The 20,101-nt window shown below is 74.7% G+C and carries 19 protein-coding genes, 1 tRNA gene and 1 riboswitch; of the genes, 5 read left to right on the top strand and 15 right to left on the bottom strand.

Annotated features, from left to right (window positions below; genetic code table 11):
- Positions 1–21 precede the first annotated feature (21 nt).
- From A6F73_RS15255 to A6F73_RS15215, 10 genes are all read right to left on the bottom strand, one after another.
- Positions 22–1,128 carry a cytochrome P450 gene (locus A6F73_RS15255; protein ID WP_244293395.1) on the bottom strand — a complete coding sequence of 369 codons (1,107 nt, stop codon included), beginning with the start codon at positions 1,126–1,128 and terminating at the stop codon, positions 22–24.
- Positions 1,092–2,540, bottom strand: coding sequence for a cytochrome P450 (locus tag A6F73_RS43140; RefSeq protein WP_244293394.1), 1,449 nt, complete (start codon positions 2,538–2,540; stop codon positions 1,092–1,094). The genes A6F73_RS15255 and A6F73_RS43140 overlap by 37 nt, the downstream gene beginning before the upstream one ends.
- Positions 2,537–3,127 carry an ATP/GTP-binding protein gene (locus tag A6F73_RS15250; RefSeq protein ID WP_063351226.1) on the bottom strand — a complete coding sequence of 197 codons (591 nt, stop codon included), beginning with the start codon at positions 3,125–3,127 and terminating at the stop codon, positions 2,537–2,539. The genes A6F73_RS43140 and A6F73_RS15250 overlap by 4 nt, the downstream gene beginning before the upstream one ends.
- A gap of 22 nt (positions 3,128–3,149) precedes the next feature.
- The gene (locus A6F73_RS15245) at positions 3,150–3,497 is read right to left on the bottom strand and encodes a DUF742 domain-containing protein (protein ID WP_063348308.1); all 348 of its coding nucleotides are present in this window, start codon (positions 3,495–3,497) and stop codon (positions 3,150–3,152) included.
- Complete coding sequence (locus A6F73_RS15240) at positions 3,494–3,907, bottom strand: roadblock/LC7 domain-containing protein (protein ID WP_063348307.1); 414 nt, start codon at positions 3,905–3,907, stop codon at positions 3,494–3,496. The genes A6F73_RS15245 and A6F73_RS15240 overlap by 4 nt, the downstream gene beginning before the upstream one ends.
- A complete protein-coding gene (locus A6F73_RS15235) occupies positions 3,891–5,159 on the bottom strand; it encodes a sensor histidine kinase (RefSeq protein WP_063348306.1) in 1,269 nt (422 codons plus the stop codon). Before A6F73_RS15235 ends, A6F73_RS15240 begins: the two co-directional genes overlap by 17 nt.
- Positions 5,160–5,392: 233 nt before the next feature.
- Positions 5,393–7,675 carry a SpoIIE family protein phosphatase gene (locus A6F73_RS15230; protein WP_063348305.1) on the bottom strand — a complete coding sequence of 761 codons (2,283 nt, stop codon included), beginning with the start codon at positions 7,673–7,675 and terminating at the stop codon, positions 5,393–5,395.
- An 82-nt stretch (positions 7,676–7,757) separates the two neighbouring features.
- The gene (locus A6F73_RS15225) at positions 7,758–8,888 is read right to left on the bottom strand and encodes a PP2C family protein-serine/threonine phosphatase (protein ID WP_079135705.1); all 1,131 of its coding nucleotides are present in this window, start codon (positions 8,886–8,888) and stop codon (positions 7,758–7,760) included.
- Between the two features lie 349 nt (positions 8,889–9,237).
- Complete coding sequence (locus A6F73_RS15220; RefSeq protein ID WP_063348304.1) at positions 9,238–9,807, bottom strand: TetR-like C-terminal domain-containing protein; 570 nt, start codon at positions 9,805–9,807, stop codon at positions 9,238–9,240.
- Positions 9,808–9,904: 97 nt separating this feature from the next.
- Positions 9,905–10,732, bottom strand: coding sequence for an alpha/beta hydrolase (locus A6F73_RS15215; RefSeq protein ID WP_063348303.1), 828 nt, complete (start codon positions 10,730–10,732; stop codon positions 9,905–9,907).
- A 341-nt stretch (positions 10,733–11,073) separates the two neighbouring features.
- Positions 11,074–11,232: riboswitch (cyclic di-AMP (ydaO/yuaA leader) on the top strand.
- A 12-nt stretch (positions 11,233–11,244) separates the two neighbouring features.
- Here A6F73_RS15215 and A6F73_RS15210 point away from each other — a divergent pair.
- Entirely contained in the window at positions 11,245–12,078 is an 834-nt protein-coding gene (locus tag A6F73_RS15210) for a M23 family metallopeptidase (protein WP_063348302.1), read from the top strand.
- Positions 12,079–12,139: 61 nt separating this feature from the next.
- Here the strand turns inward: A6F73_RS15210 and A6F73_RS15205 are convergent, their stop codons facing one another.
- A complete protein-coding gene (locus A6F73_RS15205; protein WP_063348301.1) occupies positions 12,140–13,084 on the bottom strand; it encodes a hypothetical protein in 945 nt (314 codons plus the stop codon).
- A gap of 42 nt (positions 13,085–13,126) precedes the next feature.
- Between A6F73_RS15205 and A6F73_RS15200 the strand changes: the two genes are divergently transcribed.
- The 4 genes from A6F73_RS15200 (at position 13,127) to A6F73_RS15185 (ending at position 15,986) form a co-directional block, all read left to right on the top strand.
- Positions 13,127–13,699 carry a GNAT family protein gene (locus A6F73_RS15200; RefSeq protein ID WP_063348300.1) on the top strand — a complete coding sequence of 191 codons (573 nt, stop codon included), beginning with the start codon at positions 13,127–13,129 and terminating at the stop codon, positions 13,697–13,699.
- A 177-nt stretch (positions 13,700–13,876) separates the two neighbouring features.
- Positions 13,877–14,617, top strand: a complete 741-nt coding sequence (locus A6F73_RS15195; protein WP_244293393.1) for a sensor domain-containing protein — start codon at positions 13,877–13,879, stop codon at positions 14,615–14,617.
- A gap of 118 nt (positions 14,618–14,735) precedes the next feature.
- Complete coding sequence (locus A6F73_RS15190) at positions 14,736–15,488, top strand: hypothetical protein (protein WP_063348299.1); 753 nt, start codon at positions 14,736–14,738, stop codon at positions 15,486–15,488.
- Positions 15,489–15,524: 36 nt separating this feature from the next.
- The gene (locus tag A6F73_RS15185; protein ID WP_063348298.1) at positions 15,525–15,986 is read left to right on the top strand and encodes a GNAT family N-acetyltransferase; all 462 of its coding nucleotides are present in this window, start codon (positions 15,525–15,527) and stop codon (positions 15,984–15,986) included.
- Here A6F73_RS15185 and A6F73_RS15180 read toward each other — a convergent pair.
- The 4 genes from A6F73_RS15180 to trmB form a co-directional block, all read right to left on the bottom strand.
- Positions 15,983–17,107, bottom strand: a complete 1,125-nt coding sequence (locus tag A6F73_RS15180; RefSeq protein ID WP_063348297.1) for a hypothetical protein — start codon at positions 17,105–17,107, stop codon at positions 15,983–15,985. The two genes, A6F73_RS15185 and A6F73_RS15180, sit on opposite strands and share 4 nt — an antisense overlap.
- Before the next feature lie 603 nt (positions 17,108–17,710).
- Positions 17,711–17,784: transfer RNA gene (locus A6F73_RS15175), tRNA-Met, on the bottom strand.
- 50 nt (positions 17,785–17,834) lie between these two features.
- Positions 17,835–19,124, bottom strand: a complete 1,290-nt coding sequence (locus A6F73_RS15170; RefSeq protein WP_063348296.1) for a PrsW family intramembrane metalloprotease — start codon at positions 19,122–19,124, stop codon at positions 17,835–17,837.
- 116 nt (positions 19,125–19,240) lie between these two features.
- On the bottom strand, positions 19,241–20,071 hold the full coding sequence (gene trmB / locus A6F73_RS15165) for a tRNA (guanosine(46)-N7)-methyltransferase TrmB (RefSeq protein WP_208869083.1): 831 nt from the start codon (positions 20,069–20,071) through the stop codon (positions 19,241–19,243).
- Positions 20,072–20,101: the final 30 nt, after the last annotated feature.

The raw sequence follows: 20,101 nt of genomic DNA, 5'->3' as shown, positions 1-20,101 counted from the left end.
GCCTTCAGGTAACCGGGCGGCTCAGACCGTCACCCGCAGGGTTCGCACGCTGTTGCTGATGAAGGAGCCGATCGGCTCCGGCGCGTCGCCCTCGGCGAGGGCCAGCCCGGGGAACCGTCCGAACAGGTGCCGCAGCGCGGTCTCGGCCTCCAGCCGGGCCAGTCCGGAGCCGAGGCAGAAGTGCGGGCCGTGGCCGAGCGACAGGTGCCGGTTGGGCCGCCGGGTGACGTCGAAGCGGTCGGCGTCCGGGTGGTGCCCGGCGTCGCGGCCGGCCGCCGCGTAGGAGGCGAGCAGCGCCTCGCCGCGCCGGATCACCACGTCACCGACCTCGATGTCCTCGGTCGCGTAGCGCAGCGGGAACTGGCCGACCGGCGAGTCGTAGCGCAGCGTCTCCTCGATGACCGCCGACCACGGCTGCTCGCCGGAGAGCACCAGCCGCAGCTGGTCGGGGTCGGCGAGCAGGGCCCGGACGGCGTTGGTGATCAGGTTGAGCGTGGTCTCGTGCCCGGCGACCAGCATCAGCAGCAGGGTGCCGACCAGTTCGGCCTCGCTGAGCCGGTCCCCGGCCTCGCGGGCGGCGATCAGGTCGGTGGTGAGGTCGTCGCCGGGCGTGGCCCGCTTGGCCGCCACCACGGAGCCCAGCAGCGCGTACAGGGCCTGCTGCGCGGCGGCGGCCGCCGCCGGGGTGGCCGAGCTGGAGACCAGGGTGTCGGAGAGCTCGTGCAGCCTGTCCTGCTCCTCCAGCGCCAGGCCGAGCAGCTCGCCGATCACCTGCATCGGCAGCGGGTAGGCGAAGTGCTCGCGCAGGTCGAACGCCCCGTCCAGCTCGGCGACCCGGTCGAGCAGCGAGACGGCGCGGGCCTCGATCGCGGGCGCCAGGTCGGCTATTCGGCGCGGGGTGAAGGCCTGGCTGACCAGGCCGCGCAGCCGCCGGTGGTCGTCGCCGTCGGCGGTGACCATGCCGGGCACGGTGACGAAGTTGAGCAGCGGCCAGCCCTGGGGCAGCCGGCCCTCCCGGAAGGTCGTCCACAGCTGGGCGTTCTTGCCCACCCGGTGGTCGGCGAGCAGCGCCTGGAGGGTGTCGTGGTGGGTTATCGCCCAGACCACCACCCCGCCAGGGAGCTCCACCAGGACCGCGGGGCCGGCCGCCCGGAGGCGGGCGTTCTCCTGGTGCTGGTCGCGTCCGAAGGGGTCGAGTCTGATGGGCTCGGGTCGGGGGTCGACGGCGGTGTCCATGCGGGCCTCTCGGGGGCTGGCGGGCGGGGCGGGGTGAAGGCGCTGTACAGCACCGGCAGGCCGAGCAGGGCCCGTGACCACGGGGACGGGCGCCATCCCAGGTCGCCGGCGGGGACGGCGAGTTGGAGATCGGGCAGGCGGTGCAGCAGGGTCTCGACGGCGGTCTCGACGATGATCCGGGCCGGGTGCTGGGCCGGGCAGACGTGCCGTCCGGCGCCCCAGGCGAGGTGGGCCCGGTTGCCGCCGAGCGAGCCCTGGGCGGCGGAGGCGACGCCCTGGGCGGCCGGGTCGGCGTTGGCCGCGGCCAGGCCGAGGACGAGCATGTCGCCGGCGCTGATGTACTGGCCGCCGAGGACGGTGTCGCCGGTGGCCCAGCGGCCGGGGAAGTTCTGCGTCGGCGGGTCGCGCCAGAGCACCTCCTCCAGCGCGTCGGAGACGGTGAGCCGCCCGCCGGTGAGGGTGGCCCGGAACCGGCGGTCGGTGAGCAGCAGCCGCAGCGTGTTGCCGGTCCAGTTGATGCTGGTCTCGTTGCCCGCGACCAGCATCACCACCAGGTGGTGCACGGCCTCCTCGTCGGTGAGCCCGGCCGGGTGGGCGAGCAGCCAGGAGGTGAGGTCGGCGCTGGGGGCGGTCCGGCGGCGCCGGACCAGGTCGACCAGGATCGCCTGGAACTCGGCGTTGGCGCGCACCGACTTGGGGCCGCTGTCCACGAAGTGGCTGATCAGCTCGACCAGGTGGGGCCCGGCCTCGCGGGGCAGGCCGACCAGCTGGGTGAAGACCAGCAGCGGCAGCGGGCGGGCGTACTGGGCGATCAGGTCGGCGGTGCCGTCCGGGCCCCAGCTGTCGATGAGGTCGTTGGCGCAGGCCTCGGTGGTCTCGCGCAGCTGGCGGTGGTCGATCTGGGAGAGGGTGTCCGAGACGGCGGAGCGCAGCCGCTGGTGCTCGGCGCCGTCCAGGTTGAGCAGGGTGGGCCGCCAGGAGGTCATCGGCAGCAGCCGGGAGTCGGGGGCCAGCCGGCCCTCGGCGGGCACCCGCCAGCGGCGCGAGTCCTTGGAGAACAGCGCCTCGTTGCGGGTGAGTTCGAGCAGTTCGGCGTAGCCGAGGACGAGCCAGGCCTCGACTCCGGGCTCCAGCTCGATCGGCGCGACCGGGCCGTAGCGCTGGCGCAGCCGGGCGTACAGGCCGTGCGGGTCCTCGGCGACGGCGGGGCCGTACAGCGGGGTCAGCGGGAGGCCTGCGGGCAGGCTGCCGCCGTGCGGGAACGGGCAGCCGGGGGAGGCGGTGCCGGGTTCGGGCGCGGTCATCCCTGGAGCTCCAGGATCGAGCTGCGGTGCAGGTGGTCGACGAAGTCGATCAGCAGGTCGTAGGACTGCCGCCGGTCGCGGGCGTCGCAGTGCAGGATCGGTACCTCCGGCAGCAGGTCGAGGGCGGAGCGCAGCTCCTCCTCGGGGTAACTCGGCGTGTCCGAGAAGGTGTTGACCGCCACGGCGAACGGGATGCGCTGCTCCTCCAGGCGGCCGAGCACGTCGAAGCTCTCGTCCGGGCGGCGCAGGTCGACCATGGCGATGGCGCCGAGCGCGCCGCGCGACAGGTCGTCCCAGAGCGGCCAGAACCGCCGCTGGCCGGGCGTGCCGAACAGGTACAGCGCGAGCCGCGGGTTGAGCGTGATCCGGCCGAAGTCGAGCGCGACCGTGGTGGTGGTCTTGCCGGCGCGCCCGGTGAGGTCGTCGATGCCGCTGCTGGCGGCGGTCATCGTCTCCTCGGTGCGCAGCGGAGTGATCTCGCTGAGCGAGCCGACCAGCGTGGTCTTGCCGACCCCGAACGGGCCGGTGACCAGGATCTTCACCGCGCCCTGGACCGAGGACGGCAGGTACCGCGGCTCGGCGGGCAGGTCGGCGGTGGCCCCGGGGGCTTCAGCGGAGTTGGCGGAGGCCAACGAGCACCTCTTCCAGAAGGGTTGCGGGCAGGCGTTCGGCCTGCGGGACGGGCGGGAGGACCTGGACGGCGCCGAGGTCCCAGAGGTCGCCGACCAGCACCTTGACGACGCCGAGCGGCAGCCCCAGGTGGGCCGCCACCTCGGCGATCGACAGCAGGCTGTGGCAGAGCGCGAGGATGCGCCGGTGCTCGCGGTTGAGCAGGGCGTGGTCGGGGAGCTCCGGCGGCTCGGGTAACGCGCTGACCAGGCTCTCGACGGCCAGCTCGGCCCGGGTGGACCGGCTGCGGCCGCCGGTGATGACGTAGGGCCGGACCGGCCCGCTCACCGGTGCCCCCCCGCCGCGTGGTCGACCCGCGGCGGGCTGGTGAGGTGGCTGCCGATCCGTTCGACCAGGACCTGCATCTGGTAGGCGACCAGGCCGGCGTCCACGGCGTCGCTGGTCACCACGGCCAGGTGCGCGCCGGCCCCGGCGGCGACGATGAACAGGTAGCCGCCGCCGTACTCGATGATGATCTGGCGGGTGGCGCTGCCCGGTCCGCCGAACCCGGTCGCGACGCCGCGGGCCAGCGACTGGAGTCCGGAGCAGGCGGCGGCGAGCCGTTCGGCGTCCTCGCGCGCGATGTTCGCGCTGCGGCCGATCTCCAGGCCGTCGTTGGAGACGACGACGGCGTGCTGGACCTGCGGGACGTTGACGATGTCGGCGAGCATCCAGCCGAGATCAGGGGTGGTGGTCATGGAACTCTCCGGAGCGCTGGGGAAGTCGGGGGGAAGCGGGCAGGGAAGGGTCGTGCTGGGCCTGGACCCGGGCGGCCGATCGGCCGCTGGCGGTGCCGGCCTGGAACATCGCCATGAACGCCTGCGCGTCCCGGGCCGAGCGGTACGGCGGGGCGGGCGGCGGCGCGGGAGAGGCGTGTTGGGCGGGGCGGGCGGCGCGGTCGCGTCGGTGGCTCCGGCGGGGCAGCGGCGGCGGGGTGTCGGCGGCCGCGGGGGGTCGGCCGGCCGGCGGGGTCTCCACCAGGGGGTGTCCGGCGGGGTGTCCGGTCGGCCGGAGGTCGGTGCTGAACGCCCGGTCGTCCGGTCCGAGGCCGGGGACGGTGGGCGGCAGCGGTTCGGTGAGCAGGGCGTTCGGCAGCATCACGACGACGCGGACGCCGCCGTACGGCGAGGGCGCCGAGCTGAGGGTGACCCGGAAGCCGTACTGCTCGGCCAGCCGGCCGACCGCGGCGAGGCCCAGCTGCGGCACCTCGCCGAGCCGGGAGACCTCCAGGCTGGTGCCGCCGGCGAGGGCGGCGGCGGCCTTGGCGACGGCCTGTTCCGGCATGCCGACGCCACCGTCGTCGATCTCGATGACGGCTCCGTTGTGCACCGGCATCAGGGTGACGAACACCTGGGTGCTGGGCGGGGAGTAGCGGGTGGCGTTGTCCAGCAGCTCGGCGACGGCGTGGATCAGCGCCTCGGCGGCGGCGCCGACCACCGCGGTCTCGATCCGGCTGCGGACCACCACCCGCTGGAACGGCAGGATGCGGGACTGGGCGCCGCGCACGACGTCCTCCAGCGAGACCGGCTCGGGCCAGTGCCGGCCGGCCCGCGCGCCGCACAGCACGGCCAGGGTCTGGGCCAGCCGGGCCTGTTGGGCGGCGGCGTGGTCGGCCTTGAGCAGGCCCTCCAGCAGCGCCGGGTCGTCGTGGGTGCGTTCCATCTCGTCGAGCAGGGCCTGCTGGTCGTGGGCCATGACGAGGATGCGGCGGGCGACGCTGAGGAAGGCCCGCTGGGTGGAGGCGGTGAGTTCCTGCTCCTGCTGGACGGCGGCCAGGTCGGCGCCGCGGCGGGAGAGTTCGGCGCCCAGCTGCTCCTGGAGCCGGGCGAGGTCGCGTCGCAGCCGGTCGGCGCGGCGGCGCTGGGTGACGGACACGGCGCGGTACCGGGCGGTGGCCACGAGGGCGAGGGCGGCGAGTACGCCGGTTGCCGTTGTGCACCACTGAGTCATCGTCACGCCGCGAATTCTAGGGTGATGATCCTACGAAGGTGTGAACGGATCTCGCCAAGTGACCGGATCTCGTCAATATCCAGTCAATACGGCGTCAAACCGGCGCCGTTCGACCGCGATCCGGACGGCCCGAGGACGTTCGTCCCCGGTGGGGCGCCTGCGGCGCGTCGGCCGGGCCGGGCGGCAGATGGCCGAGTCACGTCCCGGGATGTGTGGGGAACGTGTGCACGGTGTTACGGAAGGGGCGACGTCCGGTGCAGGAGCAACAGCGCCACGTCGTCCGGCCGGGACCGCCGCTCGGTCACGTTCAGCGTGAGCAGGTCGGCCAGCCGCTCCAGCGCGGGCGCCGCGCCGACCCGGGTCGGGCCGGTCTGCCGGGCCCACAGCTCCAGCCCGCCGAGCATTCGCTGCACCGACTCGTCGTAGTCCTCCTCGCGGTCCTCGACCAGCCCGTCGGTGTACACCAGCAGCGTCTCGCCGACCGCCAGCCGGCCGACCGTCAGCGGGTACGGCTGCCCCGGGTCCACGCCCAGCGGCGGCCCGCCCGGCAGGTCGAGCTCGACGGCCCTGCCGTCCGCGATCCGCACCGGCGCGGGATGCCCGGCCCGGGCCGCGGTCAGCGCGCCGTCGGCCGGGTCCAGGGCCAGGAAGAGGCAGGTCGCGAACAGGTCGGTGTCCAGCTCGGTCAGCAGCCGGCTGGTCCGGGCCAGCGTGGCGGCCGGATCGTGCCCGTCCGTCGCGTACGCCCGCAGGCCGCTGCGCAGCTGGCCCATCACCGCCGTCGCCTCCGCGTTGTGGCCCTGGACGTCGCCGATCACCAGCCCGATCCGGCCGTCCGGCAGTCTCAGTAGGTCGTACCAGTCGCCGCCGATCTGCATGCCCTCGGTGCTCGGCAGATAGCGGGCGGCACTGGCGATCCCGGGCAGCCGGGGCAGGGTGCGCGGCAGCATCGCGCGCTGCAGCTCGGTGGCGCGGTGATGGTGGGTGTCGTACAGCCGGGCCCGCTCCAGGGACTGCGCCAGGATCCCGGCGAAGGCCGAGTACAGGGTGCGGTCCTCCCGGCCGAACGCCCGCTCGGCGGAGAAGGTGATCAGGCAGGAGCCCACCTGCCGCCCGGAGGCGACCAGCGGCAGCACCGCCCAGGAGGCCGGGGTGAGCGGGCCGTGCCGGCCCCGGTCCGGGCCGGGCTCGCTGAACAGCGGGGCCGAGCGGGTCAGCGCGTGCTGCATCACGTTCTCGGAGAGGTCCGCCAGCCGGGTCAGCTCGGTGCGCCTGGGCCCGCCGTACACGGTGTGCGAGACGGGCAGCAGCCGGCCCTCGTCCACCAGGTCCAGGACGATGCTGGCGGCGCCGAACGCCGGGCGGGCGACGTCCGTGACGGCGGTGGTGACGTCCCGGACGGTCACCGCCCGCGACAGCGACCGGGTGAGCGCGAGCAGCAGCGCCGTCCGTGCCCCGGCCGGGGTGGACTGCTCCTCGGGCTGCTGGTGCCCGGCCTGCTGCCCGGGGTGTTCCCGGTCCCGGTCCCGGTCTCGGCCCCGGCCCTGGTCCCGGTCGGAGAGCAGCCCGGCGACCCGGACCGGCCGACCGTGGACGTCCAGCATCACCTCGCCGGTCTCCTCGATCCGCGCCACCCTGCCGCCCCCGCGCAGCACCCGGTACCCGATCCGGTACCACCCGCCGGTGGTGAGCGACTCGGCGAGCGCCGCCTGCACGTCCGGCAGGTCCTCCGGGTGGACGATCCGGTCCAGCTCCGGGGCGGAGCCGTCGGCGGTGGCGGGCTGGCCGGTGACCCGGAACGCCGCGGCGTCCCAGTAGCTCTCGCCGGTGACCAGATCGCGTTCGAAGGCGCCGTGCCCGGCCGCCCGGACGGCGAGCGACAGCATCGGGTGGGCCAGCCCGGCGGGGCGGCTGCCGGCCCCGTCCGGCGGCGCCCCGGCCGGATCCTGGGGTATCCGGGCGTCCGCGTGGTCGAGCAGGTGGGACAGCCGGTGGGCGCAGGCCTCGCCGATGGTCTCCAGGACGTCCAGGTCGCGGCGGGGGACGGTGCCCCGGTGGGCCAGCGCGAGGGCGAGGACGCCGACCGGCCGCTCGTCGACGACCATCGGCAGGGCGATCACGGCGACCATGCCGGTGCCCATGCCGGCGTTCTTGTTCGGGTAGTCGACGCTGGTGTGCTCGGGACTGAGCAGGTAGGGGCGGCGTAACCGCAGGGCCATCGCGGCGGGGAGGTCACCGGCCGGATCGACGATGCTGTAGCGCTCGTGGGCCCAGTCCGGCAGCCCGTGCGAGGCGGTCAGCCGGAGCATTCCGGCGGAATCCAGCAGGTAGAGCGCGGAACCCTCGCCGGTGATCCAGCCCGGCCCCTCGGCGAGGACGGTGCCGAGCAGTTCGGCGGCACTGGTGCAGCCGAGAAGTAAGCGCACGCAGCGCATGGGGCTGCGGGCGGTGGGACTGCTGCGCGGCGTCCGGCTCTCGTCCTCGGAGGGGGGAACCCACGGCGAGGTCAGGTCCATCGGATACCCGGCCTTTCCGCTCTCGGGGGGTGGGTGCCCTCTGGGTGCCCGAACGGGCACTTAATTCTTCATACCTTATTTCTCAAGCGGGTGCTGAAGCGGGTGAATGGTGACCCAGACGGCGCACCAGCACCAGCGTCCGGTCGTCCGCCGCGTCCCGCGCCACCGTCCGGACCAGCCGCTCCGCCGCACCCCGGGTGAGCTGCTGCTGCGTCCGCCACGGCCGCACCACCGGCTCGGCCGCCGCCAGCAGCCGACCCACCCCCTCGTCCAGATCCCGACCCGGCACCTCCACCAGGCCGTCACTGAACAGCAGCAGCGAATCGCCCCGCCGCAGCCGCCCCGACACCGCCGGGTACAGCGCGCCCGACACCAGCCCCAGCGCCGGACCGCCGTGCCCCGACCGCGCCCAGCCGCCGCCGTCCGCCCGGCGGAACTGCGCGGGCGCCGGATGGCCGGCGTTGAACAGCAGGTAGTCGCCCGTCGCCGGACGCAGCGCGAGGTGCACCGCCGTCGCGAAGTCGTCCTCCCAGCCCATCCGCACCAGATGGTCGTTGGCCGCCGGCAGGAACGCCTCCGGCGGCACCCGCCCCAGCAGCATCGCGAACGCGCCCGACAGGTGCGTCGAGCGGGCCGCCGCCCGGCTGCCCTTGCCCGACACGTCCACCAGCAGCAGTTCCAGCAGATCCTCCTCGGGGCGGTGCGCGCACAGCAGGAAGTCACCCGAGAACGAGGTGTCGCCGGCCGGCGCCAGCGCACTGTCGAAGTGCCAGTCGAGCAGCCGCTCCGGAAGCCGGGCCAGCGTCCGGGTGTGCTCGGCCAGCTCCAGCAGCATCGAATCGCCCTGCGTCCCGCGCAGACCCAGCCGGTGCCGGAACCGGTTCGCGGCCAGCACCGTCACCGCGGTCGCGGCCAGTACCAGCGTCACCCCGATCCGCACCCCGAGCGGATCCCGCACCACCGCCCCCAGCACCCCGCCGGCCAGCGCCGCGCACACCAGCACCAGCAGCTGCCCGCGCCGCAACAGCAGCCCGCCGACCACCAGCGGCAGCACCAGCGCCGACGGCGGCCAGCTGTACGGCAGCACGATCGGCAGGACGCTCAGCACCGCCGTCACCCCGAGCAGCACCCCCAGCGCGTACCGCGCGGCCCGGGCGTTCCCGTCCAGCAGCCGCAGGTACCACCGCCGCGCCCTCGCTATCGGTGCGGGCACGTGGACCTCCGCCAAGGGGTCGGCGGTCCCCTGTCATGACCACCAGTCAGCCCGGCCACACTAACCCGTCCACCCCCACCACCCCCAGGCCCGCTGCCTGCCCGCCGCACGGAAAGTCGGCGGGTCCGACTTCTCGCGCACGCCGCGCCTGCTGCGCCTGCCTCGTACGCCGCGCCTGCCGCGCGCACGCCCTGCCGCCGGCGGTTTCCGGGCGCGCCCCCGCGTCCGCCTGTTGCACGGGAAGTCGGCGGGTCCGACTTCTCACGCATGCCTCACCCGGGGCGCTGGCCGTTCCGCCGTCGTGGGAGGCCGGGCGGGTCGTGCCGCGGTCGGTGCGGTGGCCGGCGTCTCAGGGGGTGGGCCAGGTGCGGAGGCCGGTGGTGAGGAGGGTGATGAGGCGGCTCTGGGTGGTGGCCAGGTCTTCGGCGAGCTGGAAGCCGCCGCCGATGGAGAGGGAGGCGAAGCCGTGGGCGACGGAGCGGACGGTGCGGGCGGCGTGGATCGCCTCCGCGCCGTCGAGGCCGTACTCCCGCAGGACGGCGATGATCACCCCGACGAGCCGGCCGGCCGCGCGGGTGAGGTCGTCGTCCGGCTGCGGGGCCTGGGGGAGGGCGTTGTAGCGGTGCGGGTGCTCGGTGGCGTACGCGTGGTAGGCGCGCAGCACGGTGGCGACGGCGTCGTCCCCGCTGCGGCCGACGGCGGCCTCGGCGAGCCGGTCGGCGAGTTCCTCGGTGACCCGGACGGCGATGAGCCGCCGCAGTTCGGTGAGGCCGCCGCTGACGTGCTTGTACAGCGACGGGGTGGCGACCCCGGCCCGGGCGGCGACGGCGGCCAGGGTGAGGGCGTCGGCGCCCTGCTCGTCGATGAGGGCGAGGGCGTGGTCGACGACCTGCTCGGGGGTGAGTCCTACTCGGGGCATGGTGTGGGCTCTCCGTCGGTGGAAGGCGTACGTGGCGGGGCGGGGCGGGGCGGCGCGTGGGGGCGGGGCTGACGTGGGCGGACGGGGTGGGCGGGGCTCAGGCGAGTTCGGCGAGGAAGGGCAGCAGGGCGCCGGCGGTGGCCTGCGGGTTGTCGGCCATCGGGTAGTGCCCGGATCCGTCGATCATGACCTTCCGCGCGTTGAGGGCGGCGGCCTGCCGGTCGGCGACGGCCTCCGGCCTGGGGAAGTCGGGGTCCTTGCTGCCCATGATGACGAGCGAGGGGCAGCGGACGGCCGCGGTCCAGCCGACGGGCGCGGAGTCCCCGCCGACGTGTCCGCGGGTGGCGGTCTTGCGGCCGGGGGTGCGCATGGCGGCGACGAGTCCGGCCACGTACGTGTCGAAGTCGGCGGGCTTGGCGCCCGGGTAGGCCAGCTTGCGGTGGTAGAGGCCCCAGAAGGCGGGCGAGTGGACGGTCAGGGCGCCCATGACGCGGAGGGCGCCGCGCATGAGGGCGCCGGGCGGGGGGTTCTCGACGAAGGCGTCGATCAGGGCGATGCCGGCGACCCGTTCCGGGGCGTCGCCGGCGGCCTTGACGACCGTCGCGCCGGTGTAGGAGTTGCCGACCAGGACGGCGCGGCCGATGCCGAGGTGGTCGAGCAGGGCGAGGACGTCGGTGGCGATGGCGGCGGGGGAGTAGTCGTCCCAGATGATCGAGGATTCGCCGAAGCCGCGCAGGTCCATGGTGATGACCCGGCGGCCGGCGGCGGCCAGCAGCGGGTGGAGGTGCCGGTAGGCGGCGCGGGTGTCGAGCATTCCGGGGAGCAGCACGACGGGGGTGCCGTCGCCCTGCCGGGTGTCGTCGTAGGCGAGGCGGCCGCCGGTGACGTCGAGGTACTGGGTGGTGGGGGCGCTGGTGGCGTTCATGGTGGGCCTCCGGGGGCTGCCGGTGCGGGCTTCGGTGTGCTTCCGATAGCCATAAAGCTAAGGCTAATAGCCTTAGCCGTCAAGCCTTCGCGCCCTGTGGGGCGGGGGAGGTTGGCGGTGAGTGCCTGAATGAAGGGCCGTCCGTTGACGTCCGATCACGTGAGGTGGCGTCAATGGTGTTCAAGCGTGCCCAAGGGGCTCAAGGTGGACAAAACGCCCTTCGCGTCCCAGAGTGCCCCGTCCGTCTCCGGTCGTCCCGGGCGAACGGCTTGGAATCAGGGCCTCCTAGGATTAACGTTTGATAACGCAGCGCGGTCCTCAACGCCGTACCCAGACGGCACCGTGCGCCGTCGCCTAATCCCGCCGACCGGCCTCCGGGCAGGTCAGGGAGCCGGGGAACCACGTTCCTTGGGGTGAATCGGCGGGGCTCCGGCCCAGCCGTAGGAGACCTTCCTGCTCCGAACCCGTCAGCTAACCCGGTAGGCGCGAAGGAAGGAAAGGAGCGCGCCTCCGTGGCGTCGACGCACACCCCGGCACACCCGGCCGGCCTCGCAGCAGGTACCCGGCTCCTCGACCACCCCGGCCCGGACGGCCCCGAGTACGCGGGCCCGGACGCCGAGACCAACCGGCACCGGATGCCGCGTCAGGTCCGTGGGACCTCCCCGCTGCTCGGCGTCACCGCCGTCGCCGCGACCCTGGGCGCCACCGGCTTCGCCTCCGCCACCCCGGCCGCCGCCCCCGCCATCGAGACCCCGGACGAAACCCCGGTCGCCCTCTCCGCCGACCCCGGCCTCGCGCTCGCCGCCCGCATCCAGCTGCAGGCCGACAGCCAGCGCACCGCCGCCGAGGAGGACGCCCGCGTCCAGGCCGCGAAGGAGGCGGAGGCCAAGGCCGCCGCCAAGGAGGCCGAGGCCAAGCGGGCCGCCGAGGAGGCCGAGCGGGCCAAGGCCGCCGCCCTCACCCTGCCGGTGCGCGACTACCACCTCACCGCCCACTACGGCCAGAGCGCCCGCTACTGGGCCCACCTGCACACCGGCCTGGACTTCGCCGCCGACACCGGCACCCCCGTCTACGCGGTCGGCCAGGGCACCATCACCTCGGCCGGCTGGTCCGGCTCGTACGGCTACCGGATCGTCGAGACCCTGCCCGACGGCACCGAGATCTGGTACTGCCACCTCTCCTCGATCATCAAGGGCTCCGGCAAGGTCGGCTCCGGCCAGCAGATCGGCAAGGTCGGCGCCACCGGCAACGTCACCGGCGCGCACCTGCACGTGGAGGTCCGCCCCGGTGGCGGCGCCCCCGTCGACCCGGAGACCTGGTTCCAGCAGCGCGGCCTCAACCCCTGACACACCCGCGAAGCCCCGGCCGCCGGAACCGAAAGGCACCGGCGGCCGGGGCTTCGCCGCGTCACTCCTGCGCCGGGTCCGTCGGGTCCGCCGGGACTGCCGATCCCGCCAGCTCCTCCAGGCGGGCGTCGAACTCCTCCTGCGCCAGCCCCGCCAGATACGCGTCGATCTCCTCCTGCCCCGGCTCCGGCGCGAGGTCCGGGAACTCCTCCACCAGCAGTCGCGGCAGCCCGGGCACCGTCCACTCCCCGTACAGGTCGAGCGCGGCCTCCACCGCCGCCTCCTCGAACGCCCCGAAGTCCCCGGCCAGTTCGTCCGGCATCGGCCGCCCCAGCGCGGTCAGCTCGGTCAGGTTGCGGTAGCTGCGCCGCATCAGGCCCTGCTCCAGCAGCCGGCGCGCGCCGTCGGTGGCCATGCCGACCGAGATCACCCGGGTCGGGCTCCAGCCCTGCTCGTCCACCTCGTCCAGCCAGCCGGTCTGCGCCAGTGCGGCGAACCTGGCCAGCCGTTCCTCCTGCGCCAGCTCCCGGAAGCCGGTCAGCCACTCCCGCACCGCCTCCGGATCCGTGACGTCCGCCCCGTACGCGTGCAGCAGCAGCGCGTACAGCCGGGGCCAGGTCACCAGGTCGGCGCGGCGCAGCAGCCCGGCCGCGACCTCGCCCTGCCACTCGGCCTCGGCGTGCAGCCGCTCCTGGCGCTTGGCGTTGAGCCGCTTGGCGGCCCGCTGGTGGTCGGTCAGCAGCCGGACGGCGGCGCCGTACGCGAACGGGTCCGCCTCCGGTTCGGGTTGGACGTACAGGTAGAGCCGCTCGTACAGCAGGTGCTCCACCGCGTTCGAGGTCAGTTCGGGCCAGCCGTCGTGCATCCTGCCCTCGCCCAGCTCCAGCAGGGCCAGCACCGCGCGCAGCGGCGCTTCGGCCACCGGGGTGCGGTCCTCTTCCGCCGCCCAGGCGAGCAGGTCGGCGGCCCTGGTGCGCGGGGCGAGCCGCAGGTCTTCGTCGTTCATAGCTCGAACGGTAACCGCTGGCCGGGAGTAGGGTCGGCTGCCATGGTCCCCGTACGACTCACCGGCCCCCGGCTGGCCATCCGCGAGTATCACCACACCCCCGGCGACGTGGACGCGCTGCACGGGCTGTTCGGCGACCCGGAGGTCACCCGCTACCTCCCCTTCGAGCCGCGCGACCGCGAAACCTGCGCCGACCAGATCGAGCTCTACCTGGAGGAGGCGATGGCGCCGGAGCGGGACACCTACCGGCTGGCCGTCACCCGGCGCGACGACGCCGAGGACCCGGTGGACGCCGTGCCGATCGCCCACGCCTCCCTCACCCTCGGCAAGCACCGCTCCGCCCACCTCGGCTACGTGCTGGGCCGCGACGTCTGGGGCCGCGGCTACGCGGGCGAGATCGCCGGCCTGCTCTGTGAGCTCTCCTTCGAGGCCCTCGGCGTGCACCGGCTGGCGGCCCGGGTCGACGTGGACAACGCCGCCTCCGCCAAGGTGCTCGTCCGGCTCGGGTTCCAGCTGGAGGGGCGGGTCCGGCACGACCTGTACAAGGGTGGCGCCTGGTCCGACTCGTACCTGTACTCGCTGCTCGCCGACGAGTGGACCGGCGCGGCCGGCTGACCTTTCGGCGCGGACGTCCGGCGCGGACATCTGGCGCGGACCCGGGGCAGGCCTGCCAGGTCAGGCCCGGGGGGTTAACCCCACCCCCGATCCGCCAGGCCTCCGGATCCTCCCCGGCCCGCCGTTCGACCAGACTGATGCCATCAGCAGCCGAGAACGAGGGACCGGGGCCGGGACATGAGCATCAGCCGAAGCACGCAGGACCGCGAGTGGGACGTCCTCGGTGGTTACGGCGACGACCCGCGTCCCGCTCGGGCCCACCGGACCGAGGAGCCGCCGGCCGTCTGGCGGGCGCCGTTCTCCAAGCACTACTACCGCGAGATCGGCTACACGCTCACCGGCCTGCCGCTGTCGGTCATCGGCTTCTCCGTCTCGATCATCCTGTTCTGCATGGGGGTCGGCACCTTCGTCACCGTCCTCGGCCTGCCCGTGCTCGCCCTCCTGACCACCGTCGCCCGCGGCATGGGCCGGATGGAGCGGGCCCGGGTGCGCGGCATGCTGGCCCTGGACGTGCCCGCCCCGGCGCCGGTGCGCCAGACCCGCCCGGGCACCTGGGGGGCGATCACCGCGCGGCTGGCGGACCCGGCCGGGTGGAAGGCCGCGTTCTACCAGGTGGTGATGTTCCCGTGGGCGGTCCTCAGCTTCGCCCTGTCGCTGGTGTTCCTGCTGCTCGGCTGGGCGATGGCGCTGTACCCGCTCTACCAGTGGGTCTTCCCGGCCTTCACCCCGTGGCGCGGGTACCGGCTCTTCGACTTCCACGACAGCGACAACGTCCAGCACGTCTACTACGTCGAGGGGGCCTGGCAGATCGCCGGCTTCTCGCTGGTCGGGGTGCTGCTCATCATCCTCACCGCCCAGCTGGTCCGCGGCCTGACCAACGTGAACCGGGCCGCCGCCCAGGGCCTGCTCGGCCGCTGAACCCCGCGGGCCTTCCCGGTCCCGCCCGCTTCCCCGGTCCCGCCCGCCTCACCGGCCCCGCCCGCGCCCCGGACGTGCTCCGGATGCGGACGGGGCCGGCCCGTGTTCGGATGGCCGGGTGGCCGCCGCACACACCCCCGCCGACCCGGGCGCCCTGGGCCGGGACATCCTGGTCACCTCCCGCCCGCTGGACGAGTACTGCGACCTGTTCGACCTCACCCGGGCCCAACTCGCTGCGCTGCCGGGCCCGGTGCTGGACTGCCCGGGCGGCGCGGCCGGCCTGGCCGCCGAGGCGCGCCGGCTCGGCTGCCGGGTGATCGCCGCCGACCCGGCGTACGCGCTCCCCGCACCCGAGGTCGCGGCCCACGCGCTGGCGGCCCGGGCGTCGATGGCCACCGCGATGGCCGCCCGCCCGCACCTGTACCCGTCACCGCGCTCCTGTCGGCCGGACCGCTACCTGCGCAGCTGGGACCGCGCCCGCCGCCTGTTCGCCGCCGACTCGGCCGCGCACCCGCAGCAGTACGTGGCCGCCGCGCTGCCCCGACTGCCGTTCGCGGACGGCGCCTTCGCGCTCACCCTGAGCGGCTACCTGCTCTTCGCCTACCCCGAACTGTTCGGCCCCGAGCGGCAGTTGGCCGCCCTGATGGAGCTGGTCCGGGTGACCTCTCCGGACGGCGAGGTCCGCGTCCAGCCGCTGCACGACGGCCACGGCCTCCGCTGCGCCCACCTCGACCCGCTGCGGTACGCGCTCGGCGAGCGCCGCGTCGCCAGCGAGATCCGCCGCTTCCCCCGCGCCGCGGACGGCCGCACCCGCCGCGTCCTGGTCCTGCGGGCCGCCGACCACCGCCGCCGGTCCGCCGCCGAAAAGTAATGGTCTCTCCTGGTCAGCACCCCTATACTCGCCCGCATGAGCGAGACGACCATCAGGCGCGCCGGGGCGGCCGACGCCGACCGGCTCACTGAGCTGATCCAGGCCTCCACCGCCTACCGCGGCGACTACGCGGCGATGATCGACGGCTACCGGGTCACCCCCGAGTACGTCGCCCGGCACGAGGTGTTCCTGGCCTCGGACCCGACCACCGACCGACTGCTCGGCTTCTACGGCCTGATCCGCGAACCGGCCGAACTGGACCTCATGTTCGTCGCCGACGAGGCCCAGGGGCTCGGCATCGGGCGGAAGCTGATCGCGGACATGCTGGAGCGCGCCCGGGCAGTCGGGATCGCCTCGGTCAAGGTGGTGTCCCACCCGCCCGCCGAGGGCTTCTACCTCCAGATGGGCGCCGAGCGCACGGGCACCCGCCCGCCGCAGGTCAAGACGCCCTGGGAGCAGCCCGAACTGCGCTTCACCGTCAAGGAGTTCAGCAGCTAGCTGTGGTCGCCCGCCGACGGAACCGACTGGACGGGCTGGACGGGCTGAGCGGGTGGGGCCGGCTGCGTCGGGACGAAGGCCGTCGCCTCCAGTCGGGACAGGATCTTCTCCGCCAGCCAGCTGCGGTCCGACCCGTACGGGATCCCCTCCGGCAGCACCAGCTGCCCGGCCACCGCGTCCCGCAGCCGCTGCGCCTCGGCGCCGGGCAGCCGGGAGAGCAGCCCCCGGGCGGCCAGCAGCGCGTGGTACTGCTCGAAGCCGGAGCGCGGGCGCTCGATCGCGTCCAGCAGGCTCGGCAGGTCGGCCAGCGACGGGTCGCCCTGCATCAGCGCGAGCGCCTGGATCCGGCGGCCCTCGGAGCCGTCCGCGTACAGCGCCCGCACCTGGTCGGCGGTCAGCGCCGAGCGGCGCGCGGTCGAGCGGACCTCGGCCACCACGCCCTCCGGCCCGGACGAGGGCGAGGAGGCGGGCGGCAACTGCGCGGCCAGCGCGGCCGACTGCTCCGCGCTGCCCCCCAGCAGCCCGAGCTGCTGCATCGCCCGGACCCGCAGGTCGTCGGCGCCCACCTTGTCGCCCCGCCGGTCGCGGTCCTGCCCGGCGAGGAAGAGGTCCAGGGCCTGGTCGGCGTCGGTCAGCACCTGCGGCAGCGCGAGCCTGGTCACCAGCCAGCCGGCCAGGAAGCCGAAGACCACGAAGTACAGCACCAGTGCCGCCGCGAACGGCACCGCGGCGTCCTCCCCGCCCAGCGCGGGGGCCAGTGCGGTGCCGAGCTGGTGCAGCCGCTCGCCGAGCGAGCCGAGCTGGGTCAGCCCGACGCCCAGCAGCACCTTGGTCAGCCAGTCGGACACCTGCTCCAGGTTGGTGTTCGGGGCGTACGAGCCCTGCGGTTCGCCGCTGCCGCTGCGCACCCGGGGCACTCCGAACAGGAAGCCCAGCGCGCCGCCGAGCACCGTCGAGGCCCCGGCCACCACCAGCCCGCCGCCGAAAGCCTGCCAGGCCTGCTCCCGGCCGAGCGAGAAGAGCAGCAGCCCGAGCAGGCCCGTCCCGGCCAGCGCCCCGGGCGCGGCCCACCGTGCCGTCCGCAGGGCCGTCGTGCCGCTCCGCCGTCGCGCCTTCGCCATCGCCTACCCCCTGTGCCCGCGCCGCTCCGCTCCGGAACCCGCGCCGACTCTAGCGCCGCGGCCCCACCGCGGGAACGACCCGGGGGCGCCCCGGACAGGGCGCGGGTGACGGCCAAGAACGCCGGAAGACGCCGGAAGACGCCGGAAGACGCCGGAGGGCGGCGGAGAACGCAGACAGCCCGCAGGCTGCTCCTCCGCGCCGGCCCGTGCACTGGCCTGGCGCCGAGGCACCGGGGATGTTCCGGTGGGCCTGCGGGCCGGGTGACTGCTATGGATTTCGCCTGCCGGAGGCCTCAGGCCTCACCCCGCGCAGGCAGGGGCGGCTCTAGCGAGCAGCCACCTCACGCATCCTGATGGAACTCAATTCAGGATCACCTCCCTTCAGTGTGCCGCCACGATAGGCAGCCCACCGGCCGGAGGGCAACGGATTTATCGGCGGCCCGCCCGCCCGGCAGCCGACGGCCGGGCCGCCGTCGTTCGGGAGGTCTCCGCTGACGGGGGGTCAGGTCCTGTTGCGGCTTCGCGGCAGAACGTTCCTTCGCCGTGCCGGGGAACGCGAAAGGCCCGGAGGACGAATCCTCCGGGCCTTTCGTTGCTACTGAGTAGCGGGGACAGGATTTGAACCTGCGACCTCTGGGTTATGAGCCCAGCGAGCTACCGAGCTGCTCCACCCCGCGTCGGTAAACACAACAATACGGGGAAGTCGCCGAGATGGGAAATCGGTTCTTCAGACCACCCCGGCGGAGCGCCTGCCGCGCCGGGCGGCGTGCCGGGCCGCCCGGGACCTGGCCCAGGCCGCGAAGCAGACCAGCGCGGCGAAGCAGGGCACCATCAGCGCCCCGTACACCACCAGGAAGCCGTCCGTGCCGAGGTCGGCGGCGGCGTTCCAGGTGCCGTGCAGCGCCATCGCCAGCAGCAGCCCGGTCGGCGCGGCCAGCCGGGCCAGCCAGCGCCGACCGGTGGTCAGGGCGACGGCCAGGCCGATCCCGGTGAGCGCGGTGAACAGCGGGTGCGCGAAGGGGGAGAGCAGGGCGCGCAGCACGAAGGTCTGCACGGTGCCGTCGAAGTCGCGCAGGCTGGGCGGATCGCCGAGGCCGATGCTGTCCAGCCGCTGCCGCTGGTCGGTGGTGAACGCCCGGCCCAGGTAGAGGGCGTTCTCGGTGAAGGCGAAGCCGCAGGCGGTCATCCCGCCGAGTACCACCCCGGCCGCCAGGGTGCGGGGCCGGGAGCGGCGGTGCGGGCCGCCGCCGGAGGGCGGGGCCGGGCGCAGGTACGGCAGCGGGCGCAGGTAGGGGCGCAGCCGCAGCCGGCCCCGGGCGTGCGGACCGGCCGGGCGGCGGGCGTACGTCCGGGGGAGCCGGGAGGCCGGCAGCCGGTGCAGCAGCGGAGCGCAGGGGCGGCCGGTGCGGCGGCCGTGGCAGCGCAGCCGCTGGCCGAGCGGCAGCAGCAGCACCAGCAGGGCGGTGGCCTTGGCGGTCTCCTCGATCAGCGGGGTGGCGATGCCGGCGCCCAGCAGTTCGCCGAGCGGGCCCTGGTGCGAGGTCAGGTAGCTGGCGGTCCAGTTGTTGGCCACGATGGCGACGGTGGTGGCCGCGCAGGCGCCCCAGCCGAGGCAGAACACGGTGTGCCGCAGCGGCACCCGGGCGGTCAGGTTGAGCCAGGCCAGGGCGCCGAGCACGAACGGCAGCGGCACCATCGCCAGGCCGACGCCGACCAGCAGTCCGACGGTGCCGGTCTGGCGCTGGACCAGGTGCAGGATCAGCACCCCGCAGCCGGCCAGGGTCAGTACGGCGGTGGCGGTGACGGAGGAGACCGCCACCGAGCGGCCGCGCCGGGGCGGTGCGGCGGCTCCGGCCGGTGGCGGTGAAGCGGCGCCGGCCCGGGGCGCGAGGCGGTGGGCCCGGCGCCTCCGGGGCCCCGGGATGGTCCGGGTGTCGCCGGTGCGCGGGACCGTCTCCGGTGCGTCAGCGGCGGCCTGGACGGTGGCCCGGGACCCGCCGCCGGCCGGGCTGCCCATGCGGCACAGGGTAGGCCACCGCACCCGCCCGTCGGGAGGACTCGGGACGAACCGTCCGCCCGGGGAACGGCCCCCCGGTCAGCGCGTGGTGGCCTGTTCGAACGGCCGACGGCGGCTCAGCGGCGGCGGAACAGCAGGTCGTGGACGACGTGCCCCTTGGCCAGTCCGGCCCGTTCGAACTTGGTGACTGGGCGCCAGTCCGGCCGCGGCGCGTAGCCGGGGATGCTGCCGTCCGGGTGGTCCGCGGGCTCCAGCCAGCCGCTGCCGTCACCCTCGGGGTGCAGGTTCTCCAGCTCCGGCGAGGCGGACAGCACGGCCAGCATCTGCTCCGCGTACGGCTCCCAGTCGGTCGCGCAGTGCACCAGGGCGCCGGGGGCGAGCCGGGGCAGCACGAGCTCCAGGAAGGACGGCTGGACCAGCCGGCGCTTGTGGTGCTTGGGCTTGGGCCACGGGTCGGCGAAGTAGACCCGCAGGCCGGCCAGCGAGGCGTCCGGCAGCATGTCGCGCAGCAGGATCACGGCGTCGCCGGCGGCCGGCCGCACGTTCCGCGAGCCGTCGCGCTCCAGCAGGCCGAGCAGGTTGCCGTGGCCGGGGGTGTGGACGTCGGCGGCGAGGATGCCCATGGCCGGGTCGGCGGCGGCCATGGTGGCCGTGGTCTCGCCCATGCCGAAGCCGATCTCCAGGGTGACCGGCAGCTCGCCGAACAGCTCCCGCAGGTCGAGCGGGCTGCCGTCGATCGGTATGCCGTAGGCCTCCCAGCCCCGGTCCAGGGCGCCCGCCTGGGCGTTGGTCATCCGGCCCCGGCGCGGCTGGAAGCTGCGGATGCGCCGCTCGCGGTGCTGGGCGTCGGTGGCCTTGTGCGGGTACATCGGCGCGGGGTAGCCGGCCGGTGCGGCGGACAACCGGGCGGACGGCGAGGGCTGGGGGATGGGGGCGGTGGCAGTCACAATTCCCCGAGTCTACGGGGCTTCCGGGCC

This window comes from Streptomyces sp. MJM8645 (genome assembly GCF_001625365.1).
In the GTDB taxonomy this organism is placed as follows: Bacteria; Actinomycetota; Actinomycetes; order Streptomycetales; family Streptomycetaceae; genus Kitasatospora.
The sequence above is the reverse complement of the archived record's forward strand: the minus strand, read 5'-3'. Positions and strand labels throughout refer to the sequence as shown.